We start from the raw sequence: 11,954 nt of genomic DNA, 5'->3' as shown, positions 1-11,954 counted from the left end.
TATGTCTGATTTTGATCCAACGACACTGGCCACACAGTTGGCAGGCTATGACATTCTTGCGCTGCAAACCTCGCTGAAATCACAGACTTCCACGCTGGAAGCGCAGAAAAAAGCGCTTTCCTCGCTGCGTACCGCCCTGTCGGATTTCCGTTCGGCAATCACCGGGCTGAATTCCTCCAGCACCAGCGTGCTGAAAAATACCGCGACCATGAACCAGGAAGGGATCGCGACCATCACCGCCAGCGCGTCTGCCCGTAAAGGGACATACAGCCTGAACGTCACCCAACTGGCTTCTGCGCAGCAGAAAGGGTTTGACGGGCTTGATGATGAGGCGATTAAAAACGCCAGCGGTACGCTGAAGATCAATCTCAACGGCGAGAGCCTTGAAATTGAGATGGATGATTTAGACAGCCTCGCTGATTTTGCCGACGCCATCAATAATGCGGATTTCCCGAGCGCGTCTGACACCGCGACCTCTGACGACGGTCAGAACGGCGTTACCGCTTCGCTGATGCGTATTGATGGCAAGGTGACGCTGATGATGAGCAGCGATCAGAGCGGCGAGAAATACGATATTCAGCTGGATACCAGCGGCATGACCAACGGTCAGGATATCTTTAATGGCGAGAATGTGATTACCGCCGGTAAAGATGCCAAATTCACCGTTGGCGATTCCAGCACCGTTTACTCCAGCAGCTCCAATACCCTGGATAACCTGGTAGACGGCGTTTCGATCAAACTGACCGGCACCACCGAAGCCAACAAGCCGCTGGTTATTTCAGTCGACACGGATGCCACGGGGACAAAGGAGCAAATCCAGGCCTTTATCGATGCCTATAACACGTTGCAGGACACCATCTCCGGGCTGACGGCGACCGGCAGCAGCTCTGATTCGCGCGGCGCGTTTGCCGGTGATGCCAGTATCTCCTCGTTAACCAACGATCTGAGCAACATGCTGCGCGGCACCTTCGGCGATCAGAACATGACGAAGTTCGGCATTACTGCCGACAAAGACGGCAAGCTGTCGATCGACGCCGACACGCTCAATGAGCAACTGAAATCAAATCCGCAATCGGTCGCTGATTTCTTCAACGGGAATAACGGGCTGATTAAAGCGATGGATAAATCGCTGGATAAATACCTGAACACCAGCACCGGTTTATTAAAAGGTCGCCAGGAAACGCTCGACAGACAGCAGCGCGACATCGACACCAAAACCGAAAAAATGAACACGCGTTATGAGTCCTCCTATAACCGCTACCTGAAGCAGTTCACGCAGTTACAGTCGATCATGACGCAGATGAATAACACCATGAGTATGTTTAGCTAATTCTTAGGGAATTTAACTTTCAATGTACGGTAACGAGCAGGAAGGCTTCGGCCTCTATCACCAATCTGACCTGGCGATTCAGGCCGCAGCAGCGAATCCGCATCAGTTAGTGCTGATGTTGTTCAATGGCCTGATGGACGAACTGGTACGCGCGAAAAGCCATATTGCGGCGCGTCGCTACGAACGTAAGGCGCAAAGCATTAATAAATGCATCGACATCCTGAACGCGCTGACCAGCGCGCTGGATTTTGAAAAAGGCGGCGAGCTGGCATTAAGTCTGGCGAATCTTTATGACTACTGCGTTTACCGTCTCTATGACGCCAGCCACAAGCTGTCTGTCGAAAATATTGAAGAGGTGGAAGTTATCCTCGGCAATATTCAGGACGGCTGGGAAAAAATGGGTCAGGGAACATGAGCTATGCGTTGACGATGCGAACGCTGATGCAGGCGTTACGCCAGGCCGCAGCCGACCATAACTGGTCTGCCGTACGGAATGTTGACCTGAAGATTGCTGAATTGCTTACCGCTGTCCGGGGTAAACCCCTGGACGCGGCAGACAGCAAAGCCCTGGACGAACTGCGGGAGATTCACCGTCAGGTGCGCGATTACTGTCAGGGGCAGAGCGACATTATTGCGAACAAAATGGCGCTCGCCATGCGCAATCGTGAAGGTGCGACGGCGTATGCCGCGTTTATGGACGCAGAGGATATGGGGTAATGGATATTCTCAATCTTTCTCAAAATGCGGGGCACGCTTCCGGTTTGCCGATGCAGGCGGAGACGATCGCCGGGCAGAGCGGCGCTCAGTCATCTGCCGGGCAGACGCAGCCAGGATTCAACGATGCGTTGATGAATGTTGTCAGCACGCTGATGGGCGGGCAGGGCAAAAATGCCCTGGGGATTACCGTCAGCGCGCAGCCGGTGAGCGTGCAGGACGAGGACGATACGGGCGATCGGCATCAGAAGGATGCCTCTCCGTTGAAAGACGATGCGCAACAGCAGCTGTTGCAGGCGCTGTTGATGACCGGGCAGATGCCGGTTAAACCCGTCAGCTACGCGGGTCGTTCGCAAAACGAGATGAATGCGCTGACGTTGCAGACGCAGCCGTTACTGGCGGGACAGTTGCAGGAGAAGGGGGCGTTATCGCCAACGCTGCGCCCGACGCTGGCGGCAGGGGTTAACGTAACGCCTGCGACCGAGTCGCCGCAGACGCCAACCGCAGGGTTGCAGCACATTACGCCGCAGCTTATGACCGCAGTCGCTGTGGCGACGCCGACAGTGAATGCGCAGCCGGTCTCCGTTGTCTCCACGACGCCAACGGCGGCGGTAACGCCTGATGCAATGTCTGCGCATACCTCGACATTAAAACTTGATACGGAAACCTCCCGCTGGACGCAGCAGTTGCAAAGCGCGTTGGGCGATCGTCTGCAACTTCAGGTGAAGAACCAGATCCAGCACGCCACTATCCGTCTCGATCCGCCTGAAATGGGCAAGATCGACATCTCGTTGCAGCTTGATAACGGGCGCGTACAGGTACAAATCAACGCCAGCCATGCTGAGGTCTATCGTGCGCTTCAGCAAACGAGCAACGATCTGCGCCAGAGCCTGACCGAACAGAACTTTGTTCAGGTAAACGTGCAGGTCTCCTCTCAGTCAGGGCAGCAGCAGGGCAAAGAACAGCAGTTCGCACAACAACACGCCATCATTCAGGCGGGAGATGAGATCGCGGCAGGTCTGCCGGAATCAGAAAGCACCCGCCGTGAAGATGATTCGGTATTACTGACCGTTTAACAAAAAGACATTTATGAACGCAAAAACAATCTCCTTTGGGCTGGCGATCGCTTTGGTTACCGCTTTACTGACGGCATGTTTAACCGTTGCCGGCACCTGGCTACTTCGCGCGGACACGGCATCGGAGAGCAATCCGTTGACGAGCTTATTTAAATCCTCCACGCCGCAACAGGTGGAGTTCGTGGAAATTAAAAACATCCTCATCACCCTGAAAGGGAAAGGTAATGCGGAGCGTTATCTGATGCTGGAACTGAACCTGGCGACCATGAGCGCGGAAAACGCGCGGACGGCGCAAGACATGATCCCTGCGATTCGCGGGGCGACCGTCAATTTGTTTTCTGAAATGGACTATGACGCCGTGCGTGCGCTAAGCGTCAGCAACCTGCACGACAAACTCAAAGCCGCCTATGCCGCCAGATTTGACAGCCTGAAGATGGACGTCCCCTTTGATGACGTCATCATCAGCAAAATGGTCTTCCAGTGATTGATAAGCCGTATTGGACATGATGGATTTTATCGCAAGTGAAACGCTGACGCCTGCGGATGAAGCGCGCTATGTCAGCACGTATCTGCCGCTCGTCAACAAAGTGGTGAAGCAACTCGCTTACCAGACCAGTAGCGTTATTGATCGGGATGATATGGAACAGATCGCGCTAATGGGGTTATTAACCTCGTTGCGCCGTTACGGTCATCCTGATGAGCAGTTTGCCGCTTATGCCATACAACGCGTTCGCGGCGCGGTACTGGATGAGCTGCGGTTGCTTGACTGGCGTCCGCGTCGTTTGCGACAGAAAACGCATAAGCTCAATGACGCAATCCGCGAGATTGCGCGTCAGCTGGGGCGTACGCCCAGCTTTGAGGATATCAGCCACCATCTTTCCATTACGGCTGAAGAGTATCAGGAATATCTCTTACTCGATTGCGCCAAAACGCTGGAGAGTCTCGACGATCTTCTGGGTAATGACGTATATGCGGGGGCGCTGGATAGCCGTCCGCTTGAAGAAGAGATCATCGTCAGCAGAACGCTACGCAACGCGTTGGCGAGTCTTGATGAGCGTGAGCAACTTATTCTCACGCTCTATTACCAGCATGAAATGAGCCTGAAGGAAATTGCGCTGGTCCTCAATTTAACCGAGGCCAGGGTATGTCAGCTCAATAAAATCATTGCGCAAAAAATTCAGTCTTTTTTCCAGAAGTGAAAGGTTTATGCAGAAATTCTTAGGTATTCTCATCATCATGGGGTGTGTTGTCGGCGGCTTTATTTTGTCAGGCGGACACCTCGCCTCATTCTGGCAGCCGGGTGAAATCATCATTATTCTTGGCGCGGGACTGGGGGCGATGGTACTGGCGAACCCCAAAGGGGTGCTGAGCGAAATGTACCGTCAGTTTCGCGGCATTATGCGCAAAAACGAATATACCGATGAGTATCAGCGCCAGCTGCTGATGCTGCTGTATGAACTGCTGGAACTGGTGCAGGACGGCGGCCTGAAGGTGCTGGATGAGCATATCGAAGCACCGGAAAACAGCGCGTTATTCCAGAAATACCCCCTCATGCTGCACGACAAAGCGCTGGTGACGTTCATCTCCGATAACTTCCGCCTGATGGCGATGGGGAAAATCAACGAGCACGAGCTGGAAGGGATTCTCGAACAGGAACTGGTGGCAATGGAAGAGAACCTTCTGCAACCGTCCCGCTCTTTGCAACGTACTGCGGAAGCGATGCCTGGATTCGGCATCTGCGCGGCGGTACTTGGCATCATCATTACCATGCAATCCATTGACGGCTCGATTGCGGTCATTGGTGTGAAGGTTGCGGCCGCTCTGGTGGGAACCTTCCTCGGCGTATTCTTCTGTTACTGCCTGATGGACCCGGTGGCGAACGCCATGGAGCAACGCACCAAAAAGCAAATCTCGGTGCTGGAGTGCGTGCGTACCGTACTGGTGAACCACGTTGCCGGTAAGCCGACGCTGCTGGCGGTCGATGCCGGGCGCAAAATGCTGCCGATGGACACGAAACCGACATTCGCGACGCTGGACGGTTGGGTAAACCAGATGATGGGTGATGCCTGATGCGTAACCGCAGCAAAGAACATACCACGATCATCAAACGCTCCTCGCGTAAAAGCCATGATGAATTTCATGGCGGCGCCTGGAAAGTGGCCTTCGCAGACTTCACGCTGGCAATGATGGCGCTGTTTATGGTGCTGTGGATCATGGGCGCGGTAACGGAAGAAGAACGTAAAGAGATTGTCTCCATGCTTAATGGCGAGTCGGTCTTTGAAGGCAACTCATTAACGCCCATTACGCAAAAAGAGGGGCAGGGTGGGCAGCTTTCGCTGATTGACAGTCGTCATCCGAAAACGCCTAAACCGTCGAAAACGGCAGAGTCGTCAAAACCGTTGACCGATGCGGAGAAGCAGATTGCTCAGCAGGCGAAACAGACGGAAAGCCTGGACGACGTGAACGCCCGCTCGCGTAATGAGATTGAAGATCTGGCGCGCATTATCATGAAAATCACCTCGACGTACGATGCGCAAGCCAACCTGAAAATGGAAATTGTGCCGCAGGGGCTGCGTATTCTGGTCTCGGACGATCAAAAACGCGAGATGTTCCAGCGCAGTAGCGCAATCCTGACGCCGTTTTTCAAACGCTTACTGACGGAGTTCGCGCCGGAACTGAACAAGATTGACAACAAGATCATCATCACCGGCCATACCGATGCCACGCGTTTTCGCGATCAGGTGCTTTATAACAACTGGAACTTGTCCGGCGAACGCGCCATGCAGGCGCGAGCGGTTCTGACCACCGGGGGGCTGGATCAAAGCAAAATTCTGCAAGTGAGCGGCATGGCGGATCAGATGTTGCTTGACCCGCAACATCCGCTGAGTTCCGCGAACCGCCGCATTGAAATTATGGTGCTGACGCATTCCGCCAGTGATTCTCTGTACCAGTTCTTTGGGCAGCATGGCGAAAAAGTCATTAAACCGCTGACCGATAAACTGACGAAAAACCATTAATCAGATCGTTATTGCTGTGAAACGTTTCATCCGTTCTGTCCGTTTTGTACCTGCCCGGCATGTTCTGTGCCGCCAGGTACCTTTTTTTTCTCTCATCCTGTTATTGCTGATGCCGACGGGCTACAGCATCGCAAAGCCGAAGCCTGTAGAAGCGGGTATGACGCAGCAGGAAAACGCGTTGCAGATGCGGAAAAAAAATCGCGAGCGGCTGATGGCGAAAGTGAAAAAACGGACTGCCGTCGTACCGTTAACGCCGGAACAAAAGCAGCGGGAAACGGCGAAAAAACTGGCTGACCGCACTAAAAACCGCGAGATGCTGGCAATGCATGCCCGCTGGCAGCCCGGTAGCCTGGGCGGCTCCGACATGCTGTGGAGTCAGGCGCGCAAAGGGAAGGACAAAACGGGGCGCATCAGCCCGAAACTGGCGTCCCGATTACATACCGTCATCAAGCGTCTGGAAGACCAGTTAGGTAAGCCCTATGTCTGGGGCGGTAAAAATCCGCTGGAAGGATTTGATTGCAGTGGCCTGGTTTTCTACGCCTTCAATCATGTGCTGGAGCGCAAGCTACCCCGCACGGCAAACGGCATGTATCAGGACCCCACTCTTAAACATATTCGCGTAGATAAACTCCGTCGCGGCGATCTGGTGTTTTTTAACATTAACCAGCGACCGGGCGCCGACCATGTTGGCGTCTACCTTGGAAACGATGAGTTTATTGAGGCCCCGCGTAGCGGGCTAAATATCCGCATTAGCCAGCTTTCAGATGATTTCTGGCAATCGCATTACCTCGGCGCTCGCCGCATTCTGACGGAAGAGGCGATGCTGTAAAAATGACCCTTAGATTGAGTTAAAACCCATGACCGCAACACGTATGAAATTCGCCATTGATGATGGCTCAACCAATGTGAAAATTAGCTGGATTGAAAACGGTACGCTGAAGACCGTTGTTTCGCCGAACTCCTTCCGTAAGGACTGGAAAAGCGCGGCGCTGCTGCGTGGTCAGTCGGTATACAACTACACCATCGGCACCACGAAATACACCTATGATGCGACCTCGGATAAAGCGCTTTCCACGACGCACATCGAATACCAGTATGATGATTTGAATCTGCTGGCGGTTCATCATGCGCTGCTGCAAACCGGCCTGACGCCGCGTGACGTTGAAGTTATCGTCACACTGCCGATTACGCAATTCTACAAGCCGGACGATTGCCAGCGTAACGATGAGCGCATCGAAGCGAAACGTCGCAACCTGATGCGTGAGATCTCGCTGAATAAAGGCGAGCTGTTCCGTATCGTTGATGTGCATGTTATGCCGGAGAGCCTGCCTGCGGCGCTGTCGCATCTGCTTAACTCCAACGTGAATGAATTCACCAAGTCGCTGGTCATCGACTGCGGCGGGACAACGCTGGACATGGGGGTGATTGTCGGCGAGTTTGACGATGTTTCCGCAATTTACGGCAACAACGAAATCGGCGTGGCGATGGTGACGGACGCCACGCGTAAATTACTGGCGGCGGCGGACAGCGACTCCAGCTATCTGGTGGCGAACGAGCTGATCAAGCGTCGCAACGATCTGGATTTTGTCAGAAGCGTCATCAACGATGAATCGCGGATTGACGAGATCCTTGAACGGATCGAGATCAAGATTCAGGAGCTTGGCGATCAGGTGGCTTATGAAGCGAAGAAATTCGCTAAGAACCCTAACCGCGTTTATCTGGTCGGCGGCGGCGCGCATCTGATCGAATCCGCTCTGCGTCAGGCCTATTCGACGCTCGGCGAACGCGTGGTGACGCTCGACAACCCGCAAAGCGCGCTCTCTCGCGAGATCTGCCTGTACCATGCTGAGTCAGGCGTTGAGCAGATTGATTCGCCGCAAATGGTTGAGGTAGGCGACGATGAGTAACAGGCAGATCCGCCGTGTTAACCTCTCATTGCATTTGTCGCCAGAGCGATCGCGCGCGGATTTGCGCGCGATGCTGCAACTAAAAAAATGGTATGGCGCAGTGCAGCGGGACGGGAGCGACGTCAATGACGCCAACATGGAGATCCGCCAGTTTCATCGCAATATCTATCTGTCCGGCCTGCAATTGCATCTTCTCAACCCGCAATTGTGCAGCCATGTTGCAGAATCCCTGAGCCGGGAAGGTTTGAGCCTCGAATCCCTTTGCGCGGAATTGCAGGAGAGCAATTTACTGCCCGTCGCCCTCATGACCGGCGATGGCGATGAAGAAAAAGAGAAAGACTTCAGCGAACAGCAGCTGGCGCAAATGCGTACGCTGATGGCGCAGACCCTGCAAAAACAGCAGGTCGCCGCAGCGCCATCGGATAACACGCAGCATGAGGAGACGGCAAAACTGCGTGAAGAGGTCGCCCAGCTCAAAGTCTTGCTGGAACAGCAGCATCTGCTGTTGCAACAGCTGCGCGTGACGGGGCGCACGTCAGCGGCGGAACCGGCTAAATCCGTAAATGCTGAAGAAGTCGATCTCAGTACCGTAGACGCGCCAACGCAGAAGATGAGTAAAGTGCGTCAGAAAGGGATCTTTTAGACTTTCGCCCGGCGCGTCACCAGTGTTGAAAAGGGAACCCGGCGGTTCCCTTTTTATTTTATGCCGCCGCGCATGGCGTACTACCGGTATACCGGCAGAAGGTTAATGCTGGATAGAATATGGATAAGCGCGTTAGCTGCCCCAAAGCATAAAATCAGGACGATCATCGCGTTGCCTCCCCATACCCGATAGTGCGGGCTGTTAAAGCGTTTGCGCGATGCGCGCGCCAGCAGCGCCGGGACAATCGCCGCCCAGACGGTGGCGGCCAGCCCGGCAAAACCGATGGCGTAGATAAACCCATTTGGCCAGATTAAGCCGCCGGTGATGGGCGGCAGAAACGTGACCAGCGCAGTTTTGAAACGTCCTTTTGGCGAGTCGTCGAACCTGAAGAGATCGGCGAGGTAATCAAATAATCCCAGCGTAACGCCGAGGAACGAACTGGCGACGGCAAAGTTGGAGAAGACGGTCAGCAGCAGATCGAGCGTTGAGCTGTTCAGCAAACCGCTCAGCGTCTGTACCAGCACGTCGATATTGCCGCCTTTTTCGGCGATCTCAATAAACGCCGGACGCGGAATATTCCCCATCGTACCGACCAGCCAGATGATATACAGCACCAGCGCCATCAACGTTCCCAGCAGCAGGCAGCGGCGGATGGTCAACGGATCTTTGCCGTAATATTTCATCAGACTGGGCACGTTGCCGTGATAACCAAATGAGGCGAGACAGAACGGCAACGTCATCAGGACGTAGGGCAGGTAGCTGGGGCTGACTTCAGCGGTATTGAGTAAAATCGTCGGCTGGACGTGCCAGAGCAAACCGCCAAACGTCATAAAGAAGGTGAGAATTTTAGCGCCCAGCACAATGGTTGTCATACGGCTCACCGCCCGGGTGCTTAGCCAGACAATAAACGCCACCGCCAGGGCGAATAATAACCCGCCGAGCCTGGCCGGAAAGACGATCCCCATTTGTGCAAAGGTATGGTGAATAACCGAACCGCTGGCGGAAATATAGGCGTAAGTCAGAATATACAGCACGAACGCGACGGTCAGACCGTTAATAATATTCCAGCGATTTCCCAGCAGGTCTTTGGTAATCGTGTCGAAGCTGGCGCCAATATGATAATTCAGGTTTGCTTCCAGGATCATTAACCCGGAATGCAGCATACAAAACCAGGTAAAAATTAATGCCAGCAGTGACCAGAAAAACCAGGCGCCAGACATCACCACCGGGAGAGAAAACATGCCCGCGCCAATAATGGTTCCACCGATAATCATTGCCCCGCCGATCAGCGACGGCGCTTTATTTGCGACCGATAATGTAGCCATAGTGCGTTTTCCTCGCGTGGCTATGCCCGTCATTGTGCAGAGAAAAGGGCGATCCCGCTTTTCTCATGCCTGAATGCGTTGAATATCGTATTAAATAGCGGAATCGCGCTCCCGCAGGGGAGCGCGTATCAGAACGTTATTTCACCGGTTTCAGCCGGGCCACAAAGTGGCGCAGCACCGGCGGTTCATAGGTGAAAGTCAGCCCTTTGATCGATGCGGCGCGGGCTTTTACGGCGATTAACGCATCCGCGATATAGTCCATGTGATCGTTGGTGTAGACCCGGCGGGGGATCGTCAGACGCAGCAACTCCATTGGCGACGGTTTTTGTTTGCCAGTGGCCGGATCGCGCCCAAGCAGCAGAGAGCCAATTTCTACGCTGCGAATCCCGGCTTCCAGGTACAGTTCGTTATTCAGCGCATGAGCCGGGAACTGTTCTGCCGGAATGTGCGGCAGCAGCAGCTTCGCATCGACAAATACCGCGTGGCCCCCGGTTGGATACTGGATTGGAATCCCCCCTTCGCGCAGCCGTTCGCCCAGGTATTCCACCTGGTTAATTCGATAGGCGAGGAAATCTTCATTCATCCCTTCTTCGAGGCCGATCGCCAGCGCTTCCATATCGCGCCCCGCCAGCCCGCCGTAAGTGACAAACCCTTCCATCGGCACGCAGCGAATGCGCACGTCGTTGAACAGATCTTCATCATCACGGAAGCAGCACAGCCCGCCGATATTGACCATCGGATCTTTCTTCGCCGACATGGTCAGCATATCCCCATACTGGTACATCTCACGGACGATCTCTTTCACCGTTTTATCTGCGTATCCCTCTTCGCGCTGTTTAATAAACCAGGCGTTTTCGCAGAAGCGGGCGGAGTCGATGACCACCGGAATATTGTGCCGCTTCGCTATTTGATACACCTCGCGCATATTGGCGATGGAAACCGGCTGGCCGCCTGAGCTGTTGCAGGTGACGGTGGTGATAATCGCCGCGACGTTTTCTGCGCCATGTTCCGCGATAGTGGCGTTGAGCAGGTCGATATCAAAGTTGCCTTTCCAGTCGTACCATGAGGTGGTGTCGAACGCTTTTGGCGTCACCACGTTGATGGCTTTCGCGCCGTTTAATTCGACATGGGCGGCGGTCGTATCAAAGTGGAAGTTGGAAATAAAGACCGGTTTTTCGGCGTTGCGGCGGGCAATCAGGCAGGGAAACAGGATTTGCTCGGCGCCGCGTCCCTGGTGCGTTGGGATCGTAAATGGGTAGCCGATCAGCTCTTTTACTTTGTCGCACAGATGGTAATAGTTGCGTGAGCCGGCGTAGGCTTCATCGCCCATCATCAGGCCTGACCATTGACGATCGCTCATTGCGCCAGTGCCGGAGTCGGTCAACAGGTCGATATATACATCATCGCTTCTGAGCAGAAAAGGGTTATATCCCGCTTCTTCAAGCGCTTTAACACGGTCGTCCCAGGTGGTCATACGAATGTTTTCTACCATTTTAATGCGGAACGGCTCAGGAATACGTTTCATATTATTTCTCCAATAGCATGTCGCGCTACGTGAACGTTATTTTTGTGCCTTTAACAGGCGCAAGAAATACCGACCAAACGTAGTGTTCAGTTAATTTTTTATTGATGTTGAACGGCTAAGGAGAATTAACGCGGAAAGTCGTTAGAAATACGCGGATCGAGGTTATACCAGAAGTGCAGACCGCCTGCGGCAATGAGGCGATAAAACGATTTGTGTTTCATTACATCGTCCTCCATGAGAGAAAGGGAATTTAAAAATAGCGGAAGATTAAAATTTATCCGCGATAAAAATCACAAAATGTTAAATCTGATACAGTTCAGTTAAGAAAGTTGATGAGGCGCGCATTTTTGCGTTCATTGGGCGGTGTGAGTTTATTCATCTTAATGTGAGGGAATAGCGGGAATACCCTGCCAGAAT

General features: G+C 53.6%; 14 protein-coding genes. 11 read left to right on the top strand and 3 right to left on the bottom strand.

Translation table 11 applies throughout. The features are described 5' to 3' along the window. Window position 1: 1 nt before the first annotated feature. Genes fliD through OGX93_RS07745 form a run of 11 tightly spaced genes read left to right on the top strand, consistent with a single transcriptional unit; the run spans window position 2 to window position 8,687 of the window. Window positions 2–1,330, top strand: a complete 1,329-nt coding sequence (gene fliD, locus OGX93_RS07795; RefSeq protein ID WP_047458617.1) for a flagellar filament capping protein FliD — start codon at window positions 2–4, stop codon at window positions 1,328–1,330. 22 nt (window positions 1,331–1,352) lie between these two features. Next, window positions 1,353–1,745 carry a flagellar export chaperone FliS gene (gene fliS, locus OGX93_RS07790; RefSeq protein WP_012133681.1) on the top strand — a complete coding sequence of 131 codons (393 nt, stop codon included), beginning with the start codon at window positions 1,353–1,355 and terminating at the stop codon, window positions 1,743–1,745. Further along, a complete protein-coding gene (locus OGX93_RS07785; protein ID WP_012133679.1) occupies window positions 1,742–2,047 on the top strand; it encodes a hypothetical protein in 306 nt (101 codons plus the stop codon). The genes fliS and OGX93_RS07785 overlap by 4 nt, the downstream gene beginning before the upstream one ends. Next, entirely contained in the window at window positions 2,047–3,120 is a 1,074-nt protein-coding gene (locus OGX93_RS07780) for a flagellar hook-length control protein FliK (protein ID WP_012133678.1), read from the top strand. Before OGX93_RS07785 ends, OGX93_RS07780 begins: the two co-directional genes overlap by 1 nt. A gap of 13 nt (window positions 3,121–3,133) precedes the next feature. Beyond that, window positions 3,134–3,604, top strand: coding sequence for a flagellar basal body-associated FliL family protein (locus OGX93_RS07775; protein WP_012133676.1), 471 nt, complete (start codon window positions 3,134–3,136; stop codon window positions 3,602–3,604). A 19-nt stretch (window positions 3,605–3,623) separates the two neighbouring features. After that, a complete protein-coding gene (locus tag OGX93_RS07770; protein WP_012133675.1) occupies window positions 3,624–4,319 on the top strand; it encodes a FliA/WhiG family RNA polymerase sigma factor in 696 nt (231 codons plus the stop codon). Window positions 4,320–4,326: 7 nt separating this feature from the next. Next, on the top strand, window positions 4,327–5,190 hold the full coding sequence (gene motA, locus OGX93_RS07765; RefSeq protein WP_286449393.1) for a flagellar motor stator protein MotA: 864 nt from the start codon (window positions 4,327–4,329) through the stop codon (window positions 5,188–5,190). Next, window positions 5,190–6,137: a putative lateral flagellar export/assembly protein LafU gene (gene lafU / locus OGX93_RS07760; RefSeq protein WP_104869027.1), complete on the top strand. Its 948-nt coding sequence runs from the start codon at window positions 5,190–5,192 to the stop codon at window positions 6,135–6,137. The genes motA and lafU overlap by 1 nt, the downstream gene beginning before the upstream one ends. Before the next feature lie 16 nt (window positions 6,138–6,153). Beyond that, the gene (locus OGX93_RS07755) at window positions 6,154–6,966 is read left to right on the top strand and encodes a C40 family peptidase (protein ID WP_353622163.1); all 813 of its coding nucleotides are present in this window, start codon (window positions 6,154–6,156) and stop codon (window positions 6,964–6,966) included. A 43-nt stretch (window positions 6,967–7,009) separates the two neighbouring features. After that, on the top strand, window positions 7,010–8,044 hold the full coding sequence (parM, locus tag OGX93_RS07750) for a plasmid segregation protein ParM domain-containing protein (protein WP_196491298.1): 1,035 nt from the start codon (window positions 7,010–7,012) through the stop codon (window positions 8,042–8,044). Further along, window positions 8,037–8,687 carry a hypothetical protein gene (locus tag OGX93_RS07745; protein ID WP_115591170.1) on the top strand — a complete coding sequence of 217 codons (651 nt, stop codon included), beginning with the start codon at window positions 8,037–8,039 and terminating at the stop codon, window positions 8,685–8,687. Before parM ends, OGX93_RS07745 begins: the two co-directional genes overlap by 8 nt. A gap of 80 nt (window positions 8,688–8,767) precedes the next feature. On the opposite strand, the gene mtr is transcribed toward OGX93_RS07745, so the two are convergent. The 3 genes from mtr to tnaC form a co-directional block, all read right to left on the bottom strand. Beyond that, window positions 8,768–10,012, bottom strand: coding sequence for a tryptophan permease (mtr, locus tag OGX93_RS07740; protein ID WP_024130622.1), 1,245 nt, complete (start codon window positions 10,010–10,012; stop codon window positions 8,768–8,770). Window positions 10,013–10,148: 136 nt separating this feature from the next. Next, window positions 10,149–11,537, bottom strand: a complete 1,389-nt coding sequence (gene tnaA / locus OGX93_RS07735; protein WP_012133668.1) for a tryptophanase — start codon at window positions 11,535–11,537, stop codon at window positions 10,149–10,151. A gap of 125 nt (window positions 11,538–11,662) precedes the next feature. After that, complete coding sequence (gene tnaC, locus OGX93_RS07730) at window positions 11,663–11,758, bottom strand: tryptophanase leader peptide (protein ID WP_024130621.1); 96 nt, start codon at window positions 11,756–11,758, stop codon at window positions 11,663–11,665. Between the last annotated feature and the right edge of the window lie 196 nt (window positions 11,759–11,954).

This window comes from Citrobacter sp. CK195 (assembly GCF_030333365.1).
Lineage (GTDB): Bacteria > Pseudomonadota > Gammaproteobacteria > Enterobacterales > Enterobacteriaceae > Citrobacter_B > Citrobacter_B koseri.
Note: the sequence above shows the minus strand (reverse complement) of the source record. Positions and strands in the feature narration are given on the sequence as shown.

Excerpts from the sequence above, each read along its gene's own strand:
- fliD (WP_047458617.1), top strand. The coding sequence starts at position 2 with ATGTCTGATTTTGATCCAACGACACTGGCCACACAGTTGGCAGGCTAT.
- fliS (WP_012133681.1), top strand. The coding sequence starts at position 1,353 with ATGTACGGTAACGAGCAGGAAGGCTTCGGCCTCTATCACCAATCTGAC.
- OGX93_RS07785 (WP_012133679.1), top strand. The coding sequence starts at position 1,742 with ATGAGCTATGCGTTGACGATGCGAACGCTGATGCAGGCGTTACGCCAG.
- OGX93_RS07780 (WP_012133678.1), top strand. The coding sequence starts at position 2,047 with ATGGATATTCTCAATCTTTCTCAAAATGCGGGGCACGCTTCCGGTTTG.
- OGX93_RS07775 (WP_012133676.1), top strand. The coding sequence starts at position 3,134 with ATGAACGCAAAAACAATCTCCTTTGGGCTGGCGATCGCTTTGGTTACC.
- OGX93_RS07770 (WP_012133675.1), top strand. The coding sequence starts at position 3,624 with ATGATGGATTTTATCGCAAGTGAAACGCTGACGCCTGCGGATGAAGCG.
- motA (WP_286449393.1), top strand. The coding sequence starts at position 4,327 with ATGCAGAAATTCTTAGGTATTCTCATCATCATGGGGTGTGTTGTCGGC.
- lafU (WP_104869027.1), top strand. The coding sequence starts at position 5,190 with ATGCGTAACCGCAGCAAAGAACATACCACGATCATCAAACGCTCCTCG.
- parM (WP_196491298.1), top strand. The coding sequence starts at position 7,010 with ATGAAATTCGCCATTGATGATGGCTCAACCAATGTGAAAATTAGCTGG.
- OGX93_RS07745 (WP_115591170.1), top strand. The coding sequence starts at position 8,037 with ATGAGTAACAGGCAGATCCGCCGTGTTAACCTCTCATTGCATTTGTCG.
- mtr (WP_024130622.1), bottom strand. The coding sequence starts at position 10,012 with ATGGCTACATTATCGGTCGCAAATAAAGCGCCGTCGCTGATCGGCGGG.
- tnaA (WP_012133668.1), bottom strand. The coding sequence starts at position 11,537 with ATGAAACGTATTCCTGAGCCGTTCCGCATTAAAATGGTAGAAAACATT.
- tnaC (WP_024130621.1), bottom strand. The coding sequence starts at position 11,758 with ATGAAACACAAATCGTTTTATCGCCTCATTGCCGCAGGCGGTCTGCAC.